Genomic DNA, 20,747 nt, shown 5'->3' on the forward strand with positions numbered 1-20,747 from the left:
GGTCAGGTCTCCAGCTGGTGGTAGTTCTCCGGGTTGTCCAGGTCGTCGACCTGCCAGCTGTACGCAACCAAGGGGGCGGTGTTGAGCAGGATCTCGGCCGGCGGCTCGCCAGGCGTCACCACCTGCTTGAAGGTGGCGCCCCAGGCGTCGTAGCCGTCGGAGCCGCGCTGGAACATCGAGGGGCCGCTGCGCATCTCGCAGGGCTGCTCGCAGTTGCGCCCATGGAAGCCCCAGCGGTTGCGATCGGCCAGGCGCTCCAGGCAGGTGGCCAGGTTGACCGCCTCGAGCGCCGAATGCTTTCGCCACCGGCCGACGACGGCGTGCAGGGTGACGGTGACGGCGTGCGTGTAGCGCCCGTCGTTTTGCCTGACTGCCGGGGTGGTGCGCTCGAGCTCGATCAGCACCGAGGCATGGCGCACCTTGCCGTCCCATTCGTCGTAGTTGGCCACGTCGACGCCCAGGCCCGCGGCGTGGATGGCGTCGCCGATGGCGAAGAACAGGTCGGAGACCTGGTTAAGCGGTCTGTAGGACATAGCGCGCCTCCTGCTCGAACAGCTCCATGAAGCGCTCCAGGGCGCGGCGCTCCCAGCGCTCCAGGGCGCTGACTGCCGGGCCTTCCCAGTCCTCGGTCACCTTCTCGATCGGCAAGCGCTCGCGGCCCTTGCGGCGGAAGACTAGGCGCTGGGTGGACTTCATCGGCGAGATGAATGCCGCGTCGTACTCCCGGTGGCCGACCTTCACGCCCGTGCGGGTCTGCCGGGGCGTGCCCAGGTAGTGGACGCCGATCGGCTGAAGGCCGACCCAGAGCTTCACCTCGCGGGCCGTCGACTGGCTGTAGATGTTGTAGCGGTGCCGGATCGGGCTTTGCGTGATGCCGAGCTCGCGGGCGATCTCCCTCGAGCTATGCGTGCGCAGCCACTGCGCCGTCTTGCGCAGGGCGCGTGCGGCGGCAACGTCCAGCTTGCGCGGGGCGTCGGCCAGGGCGCGTTCCACGTCGCCCCAGCCGTCCACCTCGAAATTCAGTTGGAAGCCTGCCACTTTCCACGCTCCCCGGCCGGAGCCGAGCGGTCACCGTAGGGGATCAGGGTCAGCAGCACGCGCAGCCGGCCCAGCGGTTCCACGTTGGCGATCGAGTAACCTGACCCAGCGAGCACCGCCTTGGTCAGCTTCCAGTCGGCCGGGGCATCAGCCCGGGCCAGCTGCAGCTTCACCTGGTCGGGCCTGACGCGCAGGCTCGAGGCGTTCGGATCCACGCCCGACCGATACAGCCGGCCGGATCCGTCCGGCGCCCCCTCAAGGGCGCTCACGGTGCGCGCAGGCTGCCCGGGCTCGAGCAGCTGCACGGTGGTACCGAACTCGTCGGGGTCGAAGAAGTCGCCGAGATCCTCGGCGCCGATCACTTCTTAGCCGCCGCGGCCTTGGCCTTTTCCAGGGCCGCGACTTCATCGGCCAGGGCCTTCTTCTGCTTGCCCAGGTCGTCGACCTCGGCCTGCAGGGTGGTGCGCTGCTGGCCGAACTGCTCGATGTCGCTTTCCAGCGCCTTGAGGTCACCGGCCAGCTCGGTCTTGCGCTCCTGCAGGCGATCGACGTCGGCGATCAGCTGCGCCTGGTCAGCCTGCAGCTGGGCGTCGAAGGCATCCGCGCCGCCCTCCTGGGCACGATACTCGGCGATCTCCTCGGGAGTCGCGTCGCGGCACAGCTTCGAGCCGAACCAGTCGTTGCGGATGGCGCGCTCGACCTCGAGCGTGGTGTTTTCGGGGATCACGTCACCGTGCACGGTGAGATCCGTCAGCAGCACCACCAGGGCGGTGCGGGCTTGCGTGGTAGACATAGGGAGCACCTATTCAGGGAAAGAGGCAAAACGGGGGCCGGAGCCCCCTACCTGCCCGCTTTCAGGTTCGGTTTAGGCGGCGGCTTTCTTGCCGACGCAGAAGGCTTCCTTGCGGCGCACACAGGCGTCGACGTCTTGGAAGACGCGCAGCATCAGGCCGTCGCTGCCAGCCAGGGCATACGGGTCGGGCTTGAGATCCAGCACGCCCCACAGGCCGCACACCAGCTGCGAGAAGTCGCCGTAGAGCCAGTCGTCGGCCGGCATCTGGTTGGTCGCGTAGGCGGTGTAGCCGTTGACCTCCCCGTCCTGCCAGATCCGCTCGCCGGTATTCTCGAAGACTTGCTTTTTCTTCGCCGCACCGCGCTGCACCGGGCTGGTCAGGTAGGCCAGGCCGCTGCCCTCGACGTTGAAGGTGGCCGCCTTGGTCTCCATCTCGACGACGGAAGCCCAGTCGATGCCGCCAATCGGATAGGTCACCGACGGCAGGCCGACCTGGTTCAGCAGGCCCAGCGGCTGGTTGTCGGCGCCGGTACCGCGCAGCATGGCCAGGTCGATGGCAACGCCCAGGCCCTCGACCAGGTCGCTGATGATGAGCGACTCGACCGACTTCGCCGCCTGCTTGCGCAGCTTGCGGGTGACCGGGATCGCGCCCGCGATGGTCTTCGGCGACAGCGCGATGGTGGTCAGGTCGAAGTCGCTCGGGGTGACGTTGTCGCCCTCGCCCAGCCAGTAGAAGTTGGAGCCGTTGACCTTCTTCGGCAGATCCAGGTCGCCGACCAGGCCGCCGAGCATGCGCATGCCCAGCTTGGCCATCATGGTCTTGTTGCGCAGGATGTCGATGAACTGGTCGACGCGCAGCTCGGTGGCCACCAGCTCGCCGCCCTTGCCCGCTTCGCCCTTCGACATACCACGCACGAGCAGGTCATGCGGCACGAAGAAGCCGCGGGCCTCTTTCTTGAGGGTGTCGGCCAAGGCCAGGCTGACTTCGCGCTCGAGGCCGGCCTTCGACCAGTCCTTCTCGGCGTAGGCGTTCATGGCGCGCATCAGCGAGAACTGGTCCATTTCCTTCTCGGTCAGACCCAGGCCGCGCGCCGAGACATCCTTCACGAAGCCCGGCAGGTCGCGCTCGCCGTCCTTCGGAGTCTTGGGCGCGAGCGGCTTCGGCTGGCCCGGCAGGGCGCGCTCGAGCAGCACGGCGCGGAACTGGTCGAGCGACTGGCCAGAGCTCACAGCGCTGGCGGCCAGGTCGCGCTGGTTGTAGCGCTCGCCCAGGATGTTGATGTCGGCGATGCGCTGACGCTCCAGCAGCACCGGGTCGGTGGTAACGGCCGGCTGCTCGCGGGTCTGACCGTCGTCTTGGGGTTCGTTCGGCTTCGGCATTGCAATACCTCGAATGGTGATGGTGTTGGTTGTTGCATCGTTGGAGCGCCCCACCCCGACGGTCGGGTCTGCAGGCACGGAAACGCTGGAAACCTCGTAGGGCTCCCAGCGGGTAACGCGGTAGTGATCGAGGCCGTTCTCCGAACGCTCGAGCACCATTTCATGCACCAGGTAGCCGCAGCTGATGTTGCGGCGGATCCCGTCGGCGACGTCCTGCCAGATCTCCTCGGCGTACTGCCCGCGGGAGAAACGCACCAGGGCGCGCAGCTTGCGGTCGCCGTCCAGCCAGGCCTTCTCGACGACGCCGATCTGCCGCCAGTGCTGGTCGAGCAGCGGCGCGCCGGCATGCAGGCGGGTGAGGTCGATCGAGTCGGGCGAGTGGTCGAGCACTTCCATGCCGAACCAGCGCCGCACGGGGTATTCACTGGATACCGCGACCTCGACGGTGCGCTGTTCGGTGTCCAGGGTGCCGATGTCCACGGCAAGCGAGCGCTGCAGCTGCTGCCCTTCGATCTGGCGAATGACAGGCAGCGGCGCGCTACTCGTCGGAGTCGAGCTCTTCGGCATTGGCCGGCTCCTCTGCTTTCGGTTTGTTGGGATCAGCGAGCAGCCCCTTCTCGCGGAGCAGCTGCTCCTCGGCCTCGATCTCCTCGAAGATCTCGTCGGGGTCGTCGCCATTGAGGCGGATGTAATAGGCGCGCGACTTGGTGCGGTTGCCGATGCTCTCGGTCGCCGCTTTCGAGTCCTTCAAGGGGTCGACCCAATCCCAGCCACGGGCCTGCCATTCCTGGTCGCTGCAGCGGGCCAGATCGCGCGGGGCGATCTTGATCGCGCCCTTGAGCAAGGCGCAGTTGAACCACTCCTCGCCCACGCGCTCGAGCAGCTCGCTGATGACGAACTCCTGGCAGCACTTGTAGAAGTCGCGCTCGTCCAGCTCGCCGGAGCGCAGCGAGGAGTAGCTGACGCCCTCCAGGTCGTTGGCCAGGCGGTTGTAGCTCGGCCCCAGGCCGGCAGCGCCGCCGCGTAGGGTGTCCTTCACGAACGGCGCGTAGTCGCTACCGGGCGAGGCGTTCTGGTGCGGCTTGTAGGTCAAGCCGTAGGGCAGCACCTTGGTGGTGCCGGCCTCGACCTCCTCGAGCACGTCGACGTCTTCGCCCTCGTCGGGCGGATCCAGCCACTCGGCGTCCTGCTCATAGAAGCCCGTGATCTTCGCGCCGTGCTCGGCCTTGACCAGGGTCGCCGAGCGAAACTCGCCCAGGTGGTGGATGTCCACCGCCGCGGCATGCGTCCAGGTGAAGCCGCGCGACTGGTGAGGCCGCCACGGGTCGAAGGTGTGGATCAGCTCGCTGGCCGGGATCCGCTCGTAGCGCTCCTCGGCGCGGCGCAGGATGTCGCCGGGGTGGTCTCTCAGCATCCAGTACGCGACCGGGCGCTCCCACTCGTCGATCTCGACGCCCATCCTGATGCGGTTGCCGTTGTCCAGCAGCTCGTTGAGGTGCAGGTCGAGGCGATCGGCCTCGAGGATCTGCAGCGCGAAGCCCCAGCGGTTCGGCCAGTTGCGCACCAGGCGCACGAGCACCTCGCCATCGCGGGCCAGGGTGTCGAGCCACAGCCAGGAGAAGGTGACGTAGCTATAGCGGCCGGTGACGTCGAAGACGCCCTTTTTGCAGAACTTGCGCCACTCCTTTTCGATCAGGCGCCGGGTGATCCGGTCGGCCTTGCCGTCCGGCAGCACGGCCTTGGACTGCAGGCGGATGCCATACGGCCCGATGACGTTCTGCCGCAGCAGGCGGTAGAAGCGCTTGAGGTAGGAGGTGTTGATCGACTGCTCTCGAGCCCGCTGCCGCAGGGTCTCGTGGTCGGCGAAGATCAGCTGGTCGGCATCGGTGCCACTCGTGCGGCCCGACCAGGCCTTCGCCAGGCGCCCGCCGCTGGCCATCTTGAAGCCGCGGCGCCGCCCCACTTGCGGCTCGATTCGAGCAGCTGCAGGCGATGGGGCACCGCCCAGGCCGAACAAGCGGCCCAGGGCTTTAAACGGTTGCATAGGCTACCCCATGGACAATTTGACCACCCGGCCGGTCGGCCAGCGGCGGTTCTTCTCGCGCTGCAGCTCGCGCCGGTACTTGCTGCGCAGGGCATCGAGGCGCTCGATCGGGATCCGGTCGAGCCGCATGCCGTCGATCTCGTAGCTCTGCTGGTCTTTCGGGATCCGCTTCTCGAGCGCGGCCTCGATCAGCGCGAGCATGCGCTGGGCATGGCTGCGCGCGTCCGATGGCTCGGCCGTCTCGAGGTTGGCGCCGATCTCCAGCGTGCCGCTGTCGAGCGTCAGGCGCTGGCCCGCCTTGATGGCCAGGGCCACCCAGCGATACAGCCCTGGCGCCCAGCTGGCGGTGGTCTCGGCGGCGATCTCGACCCGGTACGGGGCGCCCGCCTGGGCCTCGATCACGTGCCGGTCTGGCCCGCTCAGCACATAGCGCAGCGACCAGCCGGCCGATGCCGGATATTCCGGCACGTCGCGCTCCCAGGCGACGGAGTCGCCCGCGTGCAGTTGTGTCGGTTCCATGGGAATGCCTCAGCCGCCGGCAGCGATCACCGCCGGGGCTTCCTGATGATGTTGAAGCGGGACTTGGCCTTGGCCTTCGGGGCATCTGCCTTGCGGGCCGCCGCGGGCTTGGCCACCGGCTTGGCGACCTCCTCGGCTTCCTGCAGATCCTCGGCCGGCTCCTCCTGGTCAGCGTCAGCGACCGGGGCGGGCTCGTCGGGCAGGCGATCGGCCAGTGGGCCGGCCTTGATCGCCTCGCGCAGCTGCGCCTTGGTCAGCTGGCCCGCCTTGCGGCGGTGCAGCTTGGCGTGCATGGCCATGATGTATTGCATAGCCTCGCAGTCCAGGTAGTGGTTCTCGCCGACTTGGTGGAACTTGCCCTCCCCTTCGCGCCACTCCTCGCCGACCAGCTGCTTGCAGTAGTCGTCGGTGACCTGCTGATGCAGGAGCCACCAGCCCGGGCGGGTGTCAGGGCGACCGAAACGGCTATGCACCCAGCGCTTGGCCAGGGGCGAGTCGAAGGCCCAGCGGGCGTCGCCGCGCTTGCGGGTCTTGCCCTTGCGGTCGACCTCGACCATTTCCTTGCGGAACGGCTTGTCGAGGCGGTCGCGACCGCGCAGAGCCATGGCCCTGCCCTTGTGCTCGTTGATGAAGCGGTAGACCTGGTCGTCGCGGTAGCCGATGTCGATGCCGGTCTGGGTGATCGGGTGCCCGTCGTAGTCGGTGTCGATCAGCTCGCTAAGCTGCTCCCAGACGGCGTCCTGGTCGGTCTCGCCCCAGAGCTCGCCGTGCTCGAGGAGCATCGAGCCGAGGCCGGCGTACCAGGCGCGGATCACGTACACCAGGCGGTTTTTCTGCACGTCGACGGTGCAGAAGATCCGCAGCGGCTCGAGCAGCAGCGCGCCGGCTTGATAGCCGAAACACTGCGCCCGAACCTCCTCCCAGGTCGGCACGTCGCCGGCCTGGGCATAGCACTCGCCAAAGCCGGTGTTATAAACCGCCTGCAGATCCGCCGGATCGTTCGACAGCTGCGCGGCGAGCAGATCCTTTGCCAGGGCGCCGTAGGTCTTTTTCGAGGAAAACGAGCAGAGGCCGGACGCCATGAATGTGAAGTGCGTCGAGCCCTCGGTGTCAGCGACCCCGATCACTTCGCCGGCCTTGCTGACCGACTGCCCAGGCGCCACAGCGACGCCGCGGGCGTTCATGGTCGGGCGCCACTTGCTTTCGATCATGCAGCCGTGCGAGGGGCAGGTCAGCCGGGCCGACTTCTGCGCCTCGTCGGGCGTGCATTCATTCTCTGAGCCCTTGCCAGGCCACCACAGCAGACCAGACCAGGGGATGAAGTACTCTCCGCACTCGGGGCATGGCACGGCCCATTCGTGACGGGTGCCCGACTGCCATAGCCTCCAGACTGCAGAGCGCACCGCCTTGGTCGGCGCGACAGCCCAATGCTGCAGCCCCGACTTCTCGTGCTTGTACTTGCTCACGCGGCCATGGGTCGGCGTGGCGGTGTAGCCGATTTTCGAGCCGTCGTAGGCGTCGCCGCGGCGCTCGACCAGGCTTACGGTCGAGCCTTCGCCGGTATTAACGATGCGATCGACCTCGTCGACCATGATTAGGCCGGCCGAGTCGGCCGACAGGCCAGACGGCGAGCCTGCCCACACGAAGCGCAGCTTGGTGCCGGCGATCCACTTAACGAACATGCTCGAGCGATTCACGTCGAGCTTGGCCGTCAGCGACTCACATTCGGCGATCATGTCGTCGAACTTCGGGACAACGGCGTCTTTCAGCAGCGGCGCCGTGGGCGCGATGTACATGATCGGCGTCGGATCTTCATCGAGCCGATGCCCGATGATGTTCTCCATCGTCACCGACTTGCCCATCTGGGTGGCCGTGATGAAGGTCACCCGGTCGAAGCACGGCTGCGCGAACGCCCAGGAGACCGGGCGCATGTACGGGTTCACGTCAGGGTTGAACTTGCCAGGCCGGGGCGAGCTCGGCGGCATGATGCGCTTGTCGCGCGCCCATTCGTCAGCCGTCCTCGGCGGCGGCGCCTGCACCAGATTCGAGACGTAGTGAATCGAGGCGACCAGCGTCTGCAGCGAAATCGCGTGCACGATGTTCGAGGCGCTCGGCTGTAGCTGCGCGGATACTCCGCGTTTCCTCAAATAGTCGAGCTCGGATTGCGGCAGGGTCATCTATCACCGCCAGGTCTGCAGCGCATCGGCTCGGCAGTGCGTCGAGCTGGGTCGAGTAGACCGCCGCGATGCTGGTATTCAGGGTCACCCAGGCGTCGATCGGGATCAGCCGGCCGCGCACCTGGTCAATTTCAAGCTGCAGCTTTTCGCGCCGGGCACGCTTGAGCAGCCGATCCTCGGTCGAAGCCGAGCCCGCGCCCTCGTCGTCGTCGCCCTCGTCGCCCAGCTCGCGCCGAACTTCGCGGGCGATCAGCCACTCGATGGCGGCCTGGCTGTCGATCTGCACGGCCACACCGCGGCCACCGCCGCCGCATGTGGGCAGGCCCTCCTCGATCAGCTTCGAGATCCAGCGCTCTGACTTGCCCAGCAGGTCGGCCAGGTCTTTCTTGCTGATGATCTTGGCCATAGGGGAGAAAGGACTAAGGGGAAAAGGTACAAAAGCCCAAAGGCGAAAAAGTCCTTTCTGACTTTTTCCCTTTTGGCTTTCTGGTCTTAGGGTCGAGGCCTAGCCGCACCTGGCCGCGAGGTCAGTCGGGCGATGCAGGCCGGCAGGCCTCGAGATAGGAAGAACGGACTCGACTCGCGAGCCCAAACACGCGCGAGGCCCGCGAGTTTCACACCCGTGAAGGGGGAGGGGCCGAGGGAGTACCTAAACCCCTGGCGCGGGCAGGGCTTCGACCTTCGGGGCTTTGCAGCGCGAGCACGGACAGATCGACTCGGTCGGATCGAGCTCGACGATGGCGCCGGGCTGGCACTGCCCCTGACATTCTGCGCAGGGCGCGGTCTGATGAATCGCCACGAACGGAACGGCCGAGGCGGCCCACACGTCGGCCAGCTCGGGCGGCATGTTGGCCGCCACCTCGAGCACCTGGTCGAGGCCGCCGAGCTCCTGCAGGTCGAGCAGGTTGCGCTTCAAGCGGTAACCCTCGAGCTCCCACAGCTGACCGCGGGCCGCATCCTTCGCCCGGGAGATCGCGCGATTGCGCCCGACCATCTCGTCGAAGTTCGCAGCGCTTGCAGCGCCAGACTTGCCCAGAGCCACCACGATGTTGCCCGGGGCGATGGCCGCCGCCACCGTCACAGTGGTGCCGGGGATCACGTAGGTGTGGAAGCTCAGCTGGTTGACCAGGTCGTCGATCTGCTCGGGCAGCACGCGCGGGGCGGTCAAGCCCTTGGCCAGGATCTGCGCCTCGAGGGCCTTATCTTGTTCGCTTGGGGTCATGGGCGGGCCTATTGTGGCTGTTTGCTGGTGATCGCCTGGTGCTCGCGCAGGTACTCCTGCAGCTTGCTCAGCTGCTCGGCGTTTGCGTGGCAGGCGGTGTAGTTTTCGGCGACGGTGCCGGCGACGGCAGAGAGCGCAACTCCCGAGGCGGCTTCATCAGCAGCGCCGGCAGATCCAGGGGCTGGCAATCCTGCCGCGACTGCGTCGTGCAGCCGGACAAAGCCAGCAGGGACAGGGCAAGCGCGGTCGGCAGCTTCGGAGACATAGATGGGCACCTCTTTGATGATGGTCTGGCCGCGCTTCTCGATGACTTGAACGCGGTCGACGTACTCGGTGACGACGCGGTCGCGCACCGTGCCCAGCTGTCGGCCTTGCTCGAAGGCCTGGCGCAGCTGCTCGTGCTCGAGGGCCTTCGCCTGGGCCTGCTCGTGGCTTGCGCCTCGAGTCCAGCCCAGGAGGTAGATCAGCCCGGCAATGACCAGCAAGCCCGCGAGGGCGGCGATTCTCGACTTCATAGGCGCACCAGGTAGACAGAGCGCTGCAGCTCCCGGCGCACCGGGATGCCGCGGCAGTTGTTTTTCGGATCCCGGCAATCGAGGCCGGCGACGAACATCCAGCGCATGAACTGCTCGGCCGCGCGCTCGTGCATGCCGGCCTTGGCCAGCTGCAGCAGCGTCGAGCGGGCCAGCGCGCCGATGCCCACGTTGTAGGCAAAGTCGGCCATGGCGATCTTGGCGAACAGTGGGGCGTCTGGCGCCGCGCGCATGACGTAGTCCACCGCCTGGCCCAGGTCGGCCTGCAGGTAGGCCTCGCACTGCTCAGGCGTGGCCACGTCGCCGCGCCTGACGCCTTTCGTGTGGCCGGTGCAGATCGTCCAGACGCCGCCGGAATCGGGGTAGGCCTCGTAGACCGTGCCCTCCATTTCCGGCGTCATCACCAGCAGGGCGGCGACGATGGCGGCGCGCTCGACCGGCGCCGGCAGGCCCGTTTCGTTCACCGTGAAGCCGGCCGCGGCAAGCGTCAGGGCCACCGCGGCGACCATGCGCTTAATCAGGCCCTTCATGGCTCCACCTGGCGGCAGGCGGGCGGATCTCGACGGCTGCGCATGTGGCGCACGAGCGGGATCAGCCAGCGGCGCACCACCAGGTCGAGGAACAGGCCGGCCGCGTACAGGCAGCCGAAAACGAGCGTCCACTCCTGCAGGGTCAGCCCCCACAGCACCAGAGACGCGCCGAACGGCGCCGCCTTGGCGGCCTCGATCTTGAGCGCCCCAGCGAGCGCGACGTCGTCAGCAGCAGCCATGAGGCGGCCTCCAGAATAGAAAACCCCGCACATGGCGGGGCTGGGGAAGTGCAGGCCGTGGCCTGCATGAGGAGAGAAGGGGCGGCGCCTGCCGGCCGGGAACTCCCAGCCCTGCAGCAGGCCCGCCAGGTAGAGGGCTTACATACATGCCTCCAGGTCAGCGAGTACCGGAAACGAAAAAGCCCGCCAAGAGGCGGGCTTTAGTCGTTTGTATCGCAGAGTGGGTAAATTACCCCGTGCGCCCTTACTTTTGCAAGGGGTCATTTGCACATTTTCGCAAAAGGCCGCTTTGGCAAATGCACTTTTGGCCATTGGCACAATTGACCTCGACCAGCTCGGCGTCTGCCTTGTGCACGATATTGACGTAGCCGGCAGGCTCCCGCGACCAGTAACAGTCGGCCTCCTCGCGAACCAGCGGCACCACCTGGCCGACCAGGCCCGCGTACCACATGTGCGGGTCGCGGCAGTTGGTGATCCTCAGCGCACGCCCCTTCATCGCGTAGCCCTCGCCCAGCCAGCCCGGGAACCCTCGAGCGAGCCATAACCATGGTCGACGAAGTCGCAGCACGGGCAGCGGCTGCCCCACTTGCCGCCACTGATGAAGAAGCGCGGCACGCCCTGGTCTATGCAGGTATGCCGCGGCATATCCTCGTCGTTGACCAGGTTCCAGCTGGCCAAGGCCCGGCTCTCGCTTGGCGTGGCCTCGCCGCGGTTGTTGCACACCGGACAGATCCACATGACCAGCCCGGTGCCCTCCTGCTGACGCCGCTCGGGCGGCACCTGGCAATGGATGCAGAGCACGGCGGCCATGGTCAGTCCCAGGAGCTCGAGGAGCTCGAGCTGCAGCTGCTCGAGGAGTCAGACCTCGACCAGCTCGAGGAGCTGTCAGAGGCGAAGCTGCTCGAGCAACTGACAGAGCGGCGATCATCATCGAGCACGGCCGACATCAGCAGCGCCTGGTTGACGCCCAACGGGTCGCCTTGGTGTACCGGCGTCGAGTAGGCCGGCGACGGGCTATAGGCCGGCGGCACCGGCCGGGTGCGCGCCTGGTCGAGCCGCGCGGCCTCGAACTGGCGAACGCTATCCAGAGATTTGCGTGCCTTGCGCGCCAACAGGCGCCGCTTGATCCATCCGAACATACCTACCTCCTCACTTGTCGTTGTATTGCTGCAGCACCGCCCGCAGGGCCTCCTCGTCCAGGCGCTCGAGCGCCTCGAGGAGCGCCTTCCAGCGAGGGCGCCAGTGCTGGTCGTAGTTGCTCGTGGTAACGCCCAGCAGCTCAGCCAGGCGGGCGGCCGAGTACAGCTCTGTGCCGGCGTTCGCATAGCGCTTGCCATGCTGCACAGCGAGGTGCGCCAGGCCCTTGGCCTTGGCCAGCGTCTTGGCCTGCATCTTGCCCAGCCCTGGGGCCACACGCGCCCACAGCTCGACCACTGCGCCGGCCTCGTCGGCCCACTCTTTCGAGTCGGCGTAGGCATAGCGCAGCCAGTGGCGGTAGGCCGGCGCCTGGGCGGCCACGATGCGCACCAGGCGCGCGTCGTCGAAGGCGCTCGGCGGCAGCGGGTCGGAGCTGGTCTTTTTCTTGCGGGTCTCGCTGACAGTCACGCGGGTGGTATCCCTGGCCAGGCTGGCCACGTAGTCGAGGGGCAGGCGCTTGGCCTGGCCGCCGTCGGCCGGGCACTCGGCCAGCTCCTCGGCCCGCCAGCGCGGAAAAGCGTCACGGGTGGTGCTGGTGTCGTAGGCGCCCAGGATCTTCTGGGGCGGCCTGTCGTCGCGGTAGTCGCCCGGGGCCAGGAAGGCGAACATCAGGCGCTCGCGCAGCCACTGCAGATCCTGCAGGGTCACCTCCGGCACGCGCCAGGCGCGGCGCGGGCGGCGGGACAGGGGCGCGGCATCTTCCAGCTCGACCCAACCCTCAGCCGTCGACGGAACCAGCGCGACGTGGCGGATCTCGAGAGCGAAGGTCATAGCGCACGCCTCCTGGCCAGGCAGGGGATGCCAGAGCAGAGCGTGCAACGGCGCGCAGCGGCGAAAACCGCCAGGCGCGCCGCGTCAATCTCCCGGCCGCATGCCGCGCATGAAGGCCGCGAGGGCGAGGCCGAACGCAGCTCGGCGTCGATCAATTCAGCCAGGGCGACAGCATCGGCCTGGCTCAGTTCGAGAGGGGCGGGCTCATGCGTCAGCATCGGCGACAACCTGGTGTGACGGCGGGGCGATCAACTGCGCGAAAGCGTGACTGTCACGCGCTGCCAAAGCGGCGGCACCATGCAGCAGCAGGGTGATGGCCTCCTCGGCTGCCTGGGGGCCGTCGAAGCCGCCGGCCTCGATCACCGCCTGCAGGGCCTTGACGCTGCCCTGATACAGCTCGAGCGGCACCTTCACGGCCTCGGCTTTCAGCTTCGCCTGGGCCTCGCGGGCGCGTTGCGCGCGCTTTCGGTCGCGGGCCAGGCGGCGCTCGCGATCCTCTTTGCTCTCGCCTGCAGGGGCGTGGAAGTGGTCGTGCAGATCCGCGCCGGTCGGTACCGGGGCGCCATCCTGGGTCGCAAGGCGCAGAGCCGACATATCAGCGGCCCTCGATCTTGCCGAGCACCAGAAGCGGCAGCGGGCGGCCGGTACCCGTCGAGACGGCGATCATCTCGTTGACCATCGCGGCGATCGCCTCGGCGCCTTCACGCAGCATGCGGTCGACGGCGGCCGGGTCGTCGGTGCGGTCGTAGCGGCCGTTGTGTGCCGGGGTGGCCGCGGCGATGAAGTCGCCGAGCTCGCGGGTCACTTCGCCCAGGCGGGCCTGGGTGGCCTCGAGCGCCATGCCGCCGACGAACTCAGGCAGGCGCACGTCGAAGCAACCGGCCATGGCCAGCAGCTCGTGACGCGCGGCGCGCTGGTACTCCTCGGGCAGGCAGGACAGCCAGACCCACTTCCACTCCAGCGGGAACGGCTGGGTGCCGTGGAAGATCCGGCCGATACGAATGCCCCAAGCCTTGCGGGTGCGCAGATACTCGGCGACGTCCTCGGGATCCCCGACGGGGTCAATCAGCCCGGCAGCGGACAGGGCCGGCGCCAGGCGCTCGCTGGCGAAGCGCTCGAGCGACCACTCCGAATTGGTGAACCAGCGGCTAGTCTGATCGACAACGATCTCGCGTTCCGTTCGCATAGCACGTTTCCTCTCGATGGTGGTCGCATGTGGGGTTTCCCACATTCTCAACATATAGAGAAAAAACGCAATTAGATTTCGTTATTTAGAGTGCCAATGCTCGGCATATCTAAGGACAATAAGCAATGGATTGAGGAGGAGATTCCATGTCACGCGACTACCGAATAGGCGCAGCCATAAGGAAGCGGCGGCAAGCCCTTGGCTGGGGCCTACAAAGACTGATCGACGCGGCCGGGGGCGATATGTCCACCGGCTATCTGTCGACCCTAGAAACGACGGACGTCGCCCCGAGCGTCTACGTCGCCGACAACCTGGCAAAAGCCCTGGGCACGTCCGTGGATACGCTCCTGGCCGAGGCCCGCGACCCTGACAGCATCACACCGCCGGGCGAGCCGGCCCAGCGGGTTCCGCTGATCGCCTGGGAAATGGCCGCAGAATGGGCACGTAACCCCGACGCCAAGCGCCTGCCGGCGGGCACCTGCTGGATCATGCCGAGCGAAACGCCACCGGGGAGGGTGTTCGCCCTGGTCGTGCGCGACGAGCTCATGCAGGCGCCGACCGGGGTCAGCTTCCCGCGGGGCTACACCATTTTCGTCGACCCGATGCGCAAGGCGGCGCCTGGTGACTTCATCATCGGGCACCTGGGGGATCCGGCCTCGCCGGTCTTCAAGAAGCTGACCAGAGACGGCGCCATGCTCTACCTGCGCGCCCTGAATCCGCAGTTTCCGATGCAGCAGGTTGGTGATACTTTCGAGGTCGTCGGGGTCGTCGTAGGAGTGCGGGCGACGTTCGACAAAGGAGAGGTTCTATAAAAAGAGATCGCCGGGCTTCAATATTTTGAGATTCCGGCTTACAGTAGCGGCGCTTTCCCGCTACGAATTTTGATTTTGCAAGGGGCCAGAAAAGGAAAAGGCCAGGGGGCTTTAGCAACCCCCCGGCCTTCACGATTGACGGCACCAACAACCGGGCACCTTCACCGAGCACAAACGTTTGATCTGTTTAGCGGGCAGACAAACGAAAACAGAACTTGTCCAGTTCAGTGCTCAGTTTAGACCCGGCTGGTGGTGCGTCAATCGTTTGTACCTTTTCGCCTTTGTACTTTTGGCCAAAGGGATAAAATGACAAACGTACCACAGGGCAAGGGGCTAGGGGCCTTCTACAAAGAGCGATTCAACGCCGACCCATACGCCCTCGCCGACTACTGCTACGACCAGATTTCCGACGCTGCCGCCGAGGCCTATGTCGACTGGTCGTCGGTCTGCAACGCCGTCCACTACAACGGCGAGCGCCTGAAGAAGTACTCGAAGGTCAAGATCAAGGCCACCGTCGAGAAGTACAACGGCAAGGTCATGGTCTGGGGCGACATTCGCACCGCCCGCGGTACCGACAAGCTCGCGCCCTTCGACTACCCCACCCTTACCTTCTCGAACAACGCCGCCAACCCCAGCACCTGGTCGGGCCTGGCCGCCCTGGCCGAGATCTACGAACGCGAGGGCGGCAAGCTCACCGACGCCCGCCACCTCGAGTGGAAACAGCGCCAGGAGCAGCGCCGCGCCGAGCGCGAAGCGCGCAAGCTCGAAGACGAGCGCCAGGCCCGCGAGAAGGCCGAACGGATCCACGCCGAGCGCCTTGCCTATGACCGCGCCTGGCTGACTGGCGAGACCTGCACCTTCCTCTATGAGCACGGCGACCAGATCCGCGAGGGCACGGTCGAAGTGATCGGCCCCGAGGATGGCACCGCGCCGTACCTGGTCAAGAAACAGGTCGGCGCCATCGCGTCACGCTTCAAAATGCAGCGTATGCGTGACCGTCACGGTGTATTCACGGCGGTGCCGATGCACGACATCGACGGCAACTTCCTGGGCCTGCAGCGCCTCTATGCCGACAAGAAACTGCAGGGCACCGGGGTGAAGATGGACGGCGCGCATTGCGTCCTGGGCGACCTCGAGAACGCCAAGCGCCGCTACTCGGCCGAGGGCTTCGCGACCGGCGCCAGCATCTACCTGGCAGAGCTCGAGGCCGGCCGCGGCGACGAGGTCGCCGTGGTCATCGCGTTCAACGTCGACAACCTGCTCAAGGTGCTGCGCGCCTACGCCAAGCGCTACCCCGCCTGGCGCTTCCACAACGCCGCCGACAATGACCAGTGGAAAGACGGCAACGCCGGCCTGCTGGCCGCGCTCGAGATCCACCGCGACCTTCACCACCAGGGCATCGTCCCGAACTTTGCCGCCCACCTCGAGCTGCTCGAGTGCAGCGCCCAGGCAATCGCCGAGCTCAGAGCCCAGAACAGGGCGCCCGTGATCGGCTTCTGCGCCGAGGAGCTCGCCGCCTTCAAGGCCGCGGGCAAAGGCCCCACCGACTGGAACGACTACCACTGCCTGTTCGGCCTCGAGGCGACTGCCAAGGCCCTGCGCGCACGCGACAGCGTGTTCCGTGCGGAAAAGGACTGGTTCGCCTACTGCCTGCAGCGCCTGCAGTACAGCGGCAAGCGCCTGGGCGAGAAGAACGCCATGGCCGCGGTGGCGGCCGGCATGATGCTCTCCCCGATCAAGTACAGCTACGACCAGGTCGTGCAGGCGATCCTCAAGGCACTGCCGGCAGCCGTCGACAGCACCAGCCGCTTCAAGATCCGCAGCCGCGCCCACTGGCTGGCCAAGCAAAAGCTGCAGCAGGCGCGCCAGCTGCGCGGTTTCTCCAGCGCAGCGCTGGCCAAGCCAAACGTGCAGCACCTCAGCATCGAGGGCGTGCGAGCCGCGCACGGTGGCATCGAGCTGCCGGCGCACATGGCCGCCCTGGTCGAATCGCTCGAGGGCGTCATCATCGTGCGCGCGCCGATGGGCTCGGGGAAAACCGAGAAGCTGATCGCGCCGCTGATGCAGGCCTCCAGCCGTGCCGCCTACGTTGCGCACCGGATCTCGCTCCTCGATGACGCTGCCGCCCGCCTGGGCGTCGAGCACTACAAACAGGTCTTCGCCTGGCAGATGCAGCACGTCTCGCACCTGGCCTGCTGCGTCAACAGCCTGACCAAGCCCATGTTCTACAACGCCGAGGAGCGCAGCTGGTTTACCACCCTCGAGACGCTGTGCATCGACGAGGCCAGCCAGGTGCTGCGCCACACCACCACCGGCCCGGTCGAGGGTCGGGTCAAGGTCATGGATGCGCTGATCGACGCCGTCGGCGCCGCCAAGCGCGTGCTGCTCTGCGACGCCGACGCCAACGACAGCCTGATCGAGTTCTGCGAGCTCGCCCGCCCAGGCGAGACGATCACCATCCTCGAGGTCGGCGGATCCGCCGAGCACATCCGCATCGACCACGCCGAGGACGAGGCCGTCTGGCAGCTGGCGATCGACAACGTGAAGGCCGGCAAGCGCGTGCTGGTCGCCAACGACTCGGCCGAGTCGGCCAAGAAAATGGCCGCCCTGATCGAAGCCATGGTCGAGGAGGGCGAGATCAAGCCCGTGCGCATGCTCCTGGTACACGCCGACAGCAAGGCCGACCAGGACGTCGAGGCCTTCCTATGCAACCCCAACGCCGAGGCGATCAAGTACGACGTGCTGATCTATTCGCCCGCGATCTCCTCGGGCGTGTCGATGACCACCCCTCACTTCGACGCCCACTTCGGCCTGTTCAGCGGTAACACGGTCGGCCCGTCCGACGCCGTGCAGATGCTGCGCCGCGACCGCACCGCCCGCCACTACGTGATCGGCATCGGCCACACCAGCGCCCAACGCGAAACCGACCGGGAGAAGATCTGGCGCGGCCACATGAAGGCCGACGAGGTCGCCTGCGAGTTCGAGGAGACCAGCGAGGAGATCATCCTGCGCCGTCGCAAGACCGCGTTCGACCACCTCTACCTGGCCACCGTCACCGCCGAGAACGCGGCCCGGAACAACTTCGCCAACAACCTGCTGCTGATGCTCTACGCCGACGGCTACAACGTGCAGCGCCTCGACATCGCCGGCCTGGGCTACGACGAGGAGGCCCTCACCAAGGAATCGCGCAGCAACCGCAAGGTGGCCGGCGCGATCGTGTTCGACAAGCGCATGGATCTGATCGAGAGCGTCCAGACGCCCGACGAGGAGCAGTTCCTCAAGCTCAGCCGGCAGGAGGTGCGCAGCGAGGCCGAGAGCGCCCAGCTCGACCGCTACCACATCGAGCACCAGCTCGGCGTCGACGAGATCACCGCCGACGACGTGGCCTTCTACGATGACCGCGGCATTTCCAAGGTGGTGGCCATGGAGCTGCTGCAGGCCGACGAGGAGCAGGCCAGGAACTACGACAAGGCGCAGCGCAAGGCGAAGGTAACCCTCACCCTGCACCGCTGGAAAACGCCCGCGCACGCGCTCCTGGGGCGCGTCTTCGAGATCCTCGGCGTCGATCGCTTCACGGGCGAGGGCGAGTTCACGTCAGAGCAATGCCGCCAGGTGCTCGAGTACCTCACCACCAGCGCCGACCAGGTCGAGCTATACAACGCCCTCAAGCTGGGGCGCTACATCCCCAGCACCAGCGCGCGCATGTGCGCCACTACCCTGGTCAAGTCGATTTTCGAGCGCCTCGGCCTCGCTATCACAAAGCGCAAGACGAACGGTGTGCACTTGTTCTCAGTAAACCCGGACAATTGGCAGTTCATCATGGCCTATTGCCAGCGACGCGCAGCGAAGAACGTCCACTCGCTGACCACCCACGAGCACGACGCGGCCCACCAGCCCAAGCTCGCGCCAGAGCCCCAGGCAGACGCCCAGGCCACGCCTGGCGCGGCTTCCAGCGACAGGGATACTTTGCAGTGTGATGGTGTAAGCGAGAGTGGAAAGTATCCCTTGAGCGTGCGGGAGAGGATCTTCGCCGTTGCTTCTCGCTTCGCCGCACCCGCCGGTATCTCGCTGACGCGACTCGTGGGGGCGCTGACGCCGGAGGTGGCGGGCAGCCTGGCCAAGCCGGGAGCGGAGCAGAGCCGAACGCTAGGGTTCACCCTTGCGTATGCGGCCAAGCTGCTGCGATCCTAGGGCTGTGATACTGTACAAACAACCAGTAATGGCCGATTGACACAAGGGGAGGGAAGTACCTTGCAATGCCGTGAAAAGATGGACAGAGCGTCCGCCAAACTCAGCCGCGCCAGGTCGGCGCTAACGCTGGCCATGAAGGCCGGCCCCGAGGCTACGAAGGGAGAGCTGCTCGACGCAGTCCTAGCCGCCCTCGAGCACATTGATGCCGCTGACGCGGCCCTGGGAGATGAGGAAACGCGAGCAGGTCGGCCGGGGCATATAGCCCCGGCGACCGAGGCAGGTCACCCGCGGCTAGTCGTCGCCGCCACCTGCAGCGCCTCGTAAGCTGCAGCCCGGTCGGCCCCCTCACCGCGCGCCACCTCGACGCCATTCACGCGGGCCACCGCCACCCACTTGCCGCTGGATACCTCGCTGACCGAGATCCGCGGCTTAGCCTTCACCACCTCAGCCGGCACAGCCGGGGCGATCTCCTCGACAGGTCGCGCCGGACTGGCAAGCGCCTCGGCCGCCAGCTCGAGATACTCCTTGATGACCGGGCGATAGCTGCCGACATTGGTCGCGATCGCCTTCTGCGAGATCCGCGCCTCGGGCGCCGTCTTCACGGTCTCTTTCACCCAGCGGTGGATCTTCTGCATCGCATCGCGGCCGGCGATCTGCTCGTGCTCGTCCAGGGCCTCGAGCGCCTCGAGGCGGCTGCCGTATTTGCTGGCCGGCGCCGCCGGCTTCGCCGGCGGGGTGTAGTCGATCTTGAAGGCCTTGTAGCTCTCCTGGGTGTCCATATCCTCGTGGCCCAGCATCTCTCGCCAGAACACGGTCTCGTTGACCTTCGCCCAGCGGGCGTCGCGGGTGAAGTGCAGCTCGAAGACCACCCGCGCCCAGATGGCGCGGCTATCCTTGAAGACCCGCTCCTGGTTGCCGAATACGCGCTTGGCCTGGGTGTTTAGGGTCTTGGCCACCCGGCGGTTCACCTCGGTGTTGTCCAGGTGCTGCAGCTCGAGCACCTCGGGCATGGCGCGCAGCTTGGCGAAGGCCTCGAGCACGACGTCGGCCTGCAGGAGGGTGTAGATCCGGTAGCTGTCGCCGTAGTCCACCCCGCCCCGGCGCTTGGCCTGGCCCGAGAACTCGAGCTCGAACTCGCCGACCTTCTCGAAGCGCGCCAGCTTGAGGATCTCCACCTCGCGGCGCCCGGTAGCCAGTGCCAGCCCCAGGGCCAGGTAGGAGAAGAAGGGCACCGCGGTGCCATCGGCGCGGATCTCGGTCGCGGCCAGCAGCTCGCGGATGGTCTCGACCAGCCAGTGGTAGTTGATCGAGATGGTGTTGGTGGCGCGGTGCTCGAGCGTCTCGACTGCGTCGGTGGCCAGCTGGGCCTTGGTCGCCGCCGGCAGGGTCAGGTGGCGCATGATCTCGTGGTCGAGCTTCATGCCCTTGACCGCCTCGTAGGCATCGTCGTCGCGATCCTGGCGGATCTGTGCCAGCAGGTCGCGATGGGCCAGGCGCAGCTCGGTGATGTCGACCAGGTCGACCATGGCCAGCAGCTGCTCGGCATAGCGCGGGTGATGCTTGGCCAGGCGCTGGGCGCTCTCCTCGATGGAGTGGTGGCGCCAGTTCTGCGCGGTGATCGCCTTGCGGACGGTGGTCAGGTAGCGGCGGTAGCTCGAGGCCTTGAGCTTGTCCGCATCCTTGCGGCGCCGATCCTCGTACAGCTTGTTTTTCAGGCGATCGGCCAGGCGCGCCAGGCGCTTGGTCTTGTCGCCGCGGCTCAGGCTGTCGTCGCTGTCGATCGCCTTCACGTCCTCGAGCAGCTTGTCGATCAACGGCTGCAGCTCGACCTTCTGCCGGGTGGCCCCGCCGTAGTTGCCGAAGCTGACCCGCTCGCGATGGTCGATCGCTTCCTCACCCTTGGCCGATTCCGTCACCTGGTCGACCGCCTTCTTAGTTGCCGCTTTCTTCGCCATGGTCTTGCCTCCCGTTTTGCATTCACCTTTAACCCTAGCGCACATTGTACGCACGTAAAGCATACACCGCAAGCCCTAGCACTATATCGCGCCGGCTACTACTACAGTAATGCCAAGGCACAGGATGTTCTGAAGGACAGCGATGACCAGCCAGCAGCCC

General features: G+C 66.6%; 22 protein-coding genes. 2 read left to right on the top strand and 20 right to left on the bottom strand.

The annotated features are described in order from the left end of the window. Window positions 1-2 precede the first annotated feature (2 nt). The 19 genes from AC1MHZ_RS22810 to AC1MHZ_RS22900 form a co-directional block, all read right to left on the bottom strand. Window positions 3-533 carry a hypothetical protein gene (locus AC1MHZ_RS22810; protein WP_482966976.1) on the bottom strand — a complete coding sequence of 177 codons (531 nt, stop codon included), beginning with the start codon at window positions 531-533 and terminating at the stop codon, window positions 3-5. Continuing rightward, window positions 514-1,038, bottom strand: coding sequence for a phage tail protein (locus tag AC1MHZ_RS22815; protein ID WP_100549778.1), 525 nt, complete (start codon window positions 1,036-1,038; stop codon window positions 514-516). Before AC1MHZ_RS22815 ends, AC1MHZ_RS22810 begins: the two co-directional genes overlap by 20 nt. Then, window positions 1,020-1,400 carry a hypothetical protein gene (locus tag AC1MHZ_RS22820; protein WP_482966977.1) on the bottom strand — a complete coding sequence of 127 codons (381 nt, stop codon included), beginning with the start codon at window positions 1,398-1,400 and terminating at the stop codon, window positions 1,020-1,022. Before AC1MHZ_RS22820 ends, AC1MHZ_RS22815 begins: the two co-directional genes overlap by 19 nt. Next, window positions 1,397-1,831, bottom strand: coding sequence for a hypothetical protein (locus AC1MHZ_RS22825; protein ID WP_073665326.1), 435 nt, complete (start codon window positions 1,829-1,831; stop codon window positions 1,397-1,399). The genes AC1MHZ_RS22820 and AC1MHZ_RS22825 overlap by 4 nt, the downstream gene beginning before the upstream one ends. A gap of 72 nt (window positions 1,832-1,903) precedes the next feature. After that, window positions 1,904-3,778 (bottom strand): phage major capsid protein, encoded by a 1,875-nt coding sequence (locus tag AC1MHZ_RS22830; RefSeq protein ID WP_482966978.1) that lies wholly within the window; start codon window positions 3,776-3,778, stop codon window positions 1,904-1,906. Then, window positions 3,750-5,255, bottom strand: coding sequence for a phage portal protein (locus AC1MHZ_RS22835; protein ID WP_482966979.1), 1,506 nt, complete (start codon window positions 5,253-5,255; stop codon window positions 3,750-3,752). The genes AC1MHZ_RS22830 and AC1MHZ_RS22835 overlap by 29 nt, the downstream gene beginning before the upstream one ends. Window positions 5,256-5,258: 3 nt before the next feature. Beyond that, entirely contained in the window at window positions 5,259-5,774 is a 516-nt protein-coding gene (locus AC1MHZ_RS22840; protein WP_073665323.1) for a hypothetical protein, read from the bottom strand. Window positions 5,775-5,800: 26 nt separating this feature from the next. Beyond that, on the bottom strand, window positions 5,801-7,759 hold the full coding sequence (locus AC1MHZ_RS22845) for a terminase gpA endonuclease subunit (protein ID WP_482966986.1): 1,959 nt from the start codon (window positions 7,757-7,759) through the stop codon (window positions 5,801-5,803). 25 nt (window positions 7,760-7,784) lie between these two features. After that, window positions 7,785-8,357, bottom strand: coding sequence for a terminase small subunit (locus AC1MHZ_RS22850; RefSeq protein WP_482966980.1), 573 nt, complete (start codon window positions 8,355-8,357; stop codon window positions 7,785-7,787). 243 nt (window positions 8,358-8,600) lie between these two features. After that, window positions 8,601-9,173, bottom strand: coding sequence for a Gp49 family protein (locus AC1MHZ_RS22855; RefSeq protein ID WP_073665320.1), 573 nt, complete (start codon window positions 9,171-9,173; stop codon window positions 8,601-8,603). An 8-nt stretch (window positions 9,174-9,181) separates the two neighbouring features. Beyond that, window positions 9,182-9,688 (bottom strand): hypothetical protein, encoded by a 507-nt coding sequence (locus AC1MHZ_RS22860; protein WP_034031303.1) that lies wholly within the window; start codon window positions 9,686-9,688, stop codon window positions 9,182-9,184. Further along, entirely contained in the window at window positions 9,685-10,236 is a 552-nt protein-coding gene (locus AC1MHZ_RS22865) for a lysozyme (RefSeq protein WP_482966981.1), read from the bottom strand. The genes AC1MHZ_RS22860 and AC1MHZ_RS22865 overlap by 4 nt, the downstream gene beginning before the upstream one ends. Next, window positions 10,233-10,475, bottom strand: a complete 243-nt coding sequence (locus AC1MHZ_RS22870) for a hypothetical protein (RefSeq protein WP_034031304.1) — start codon at window positions 10,473-10,475, stop codon at window positions 10,233-10,235. Before AC1MHZ_RS22870 ends, AC1MHZ_RS22865 begins: the two co-directional genes overlap by 4 nt. A gap of 244 nt (window positions 10,476-10,719) precedes the next feature. Beyond that, entirely contained in the window at window positions 10,720-10,971 is a 252-nt protein-coding gene (locus tag AC1MHZ_RS22875) for a hypothetical protein (protein ID WP_482966982.1), read from the bottom strand. Further along, a complete protein-coding gene (locus tag AC1MHZ_RS22880; protein ID WP_073665317.1) occupies window positions 10,968-11,285 on the bottom strand; it encodes a hypothetical protein in 318 nt (105 codons plus the stop codon). The genes AC1MHZ_RS22875 and AC1MHZ_RS22880 overlap by 4 nt, the downstream gene beginning before the upstream one ends. A 2-nt stretch (window positions 11,286-11,287) precedes the next feature. Further along, window positions 11,288-11,614, bottom strand: a complete 327-nt coding sequence (locus tag AC1MHZ_RS22885) for a hypothetical protein (protein ID WP_482966983.1) — start codon at window positions 11,612-11,614, stop codon at window positions 11,288-11,290. 10 nt (window positions 11,615-11,624) lie between these two features. After that, entirely contained in the window at window positions 11,625-12,443 is an 819-nt protein-coding gene (locus AC1MHZ_RS22890) for a bacteriophage antitermination protein Q (protein WP_332219368.1), read from the bottom strand. A gap of 204 nt (window positions 12,444-12,647) precedes the next feature. Beyond that, window positions 12,648-13,037, bottom strand: a complete 390-nt coding sequence (locus AC1MHZ_RS22895; RefSeq protein WP_079867803.1) for a hypothetical protein — start codon at window positions 13,035-13,037, stop codon at window positions 12,648-12,650. A 1-nt stretch (window position 13,038) separates the two neighbouring features. Next, window positions 13,039-13,629: a hypothetical protein gene (locus AC1MHZ_RS22900; RefSeq protein ID WP_332219367.1), complete on the bottom strand. Its 591-nt coding sequence runs from the start codon at window positions 13,627-13,629 to the stop codon at window positions 13,039-13,041. Window positions 13,630-13,775: 146 nt separating this feature from the next. Here AC1MHZ_RS22900 and AC1MHZ_RS22905 point away from each other — a divergent pair, with 146 nt between their 5' ends. Together AC1MHZ_RS22905 and AC1MHZ_RS22910 are read left to right on the top strand one after the other, a co-directional pair. Further along, window positions 13,776-14,441 carry a helix-turn-helix domain-containing protein gene (locus AC1MHZ_RS22905; protein WP_058132588.1) on the top strand — a complete coding sequence of 222 codons (666 nt, stop codon included), beginning with the start codon at window positions 13,776-13,778 and terminating at the stop codon, window positions 14,439-14,441. 306 nt (window positions 14,442-14,747) lie between these two features. After that, a complete protein-coding gene (locus AC1MHZ_RS22910) occupies window positions 14,748-18,632 on the top strand; it encodes a plasmid replication protein, CyRepA1 family (RefSeq protein ID WP_482966984.1) in 3,885 nt (1,294 codons plus the stop codon). Window positions 18,633-18,913: 281 nt separating this feature from the next. Here the strand turns inward: AC1MHZ_RS22910 and AC1MHZ_RS22915 are convergent, their stop codons facing one another. Continuing rightward, window positions 18,914-20,587 carry a protelomerase family protein gene (locus AC1MHZ_RS22915; protein WP_482966985.1) on the bottom strand — a complete coding sequence of 558 codons (1,674 nt, stop codon included), beginning with the start codon at window positions 20,585-20,587 and terminating at the stop codon, window positions 18,914-18,916. Window positions 20,588-20,747 lie beyond the last annotated feature (160 nt).

The sequence above is a fragment of the Pseudomonas sp. FA-1 genome (assembly GCF_056856075.1).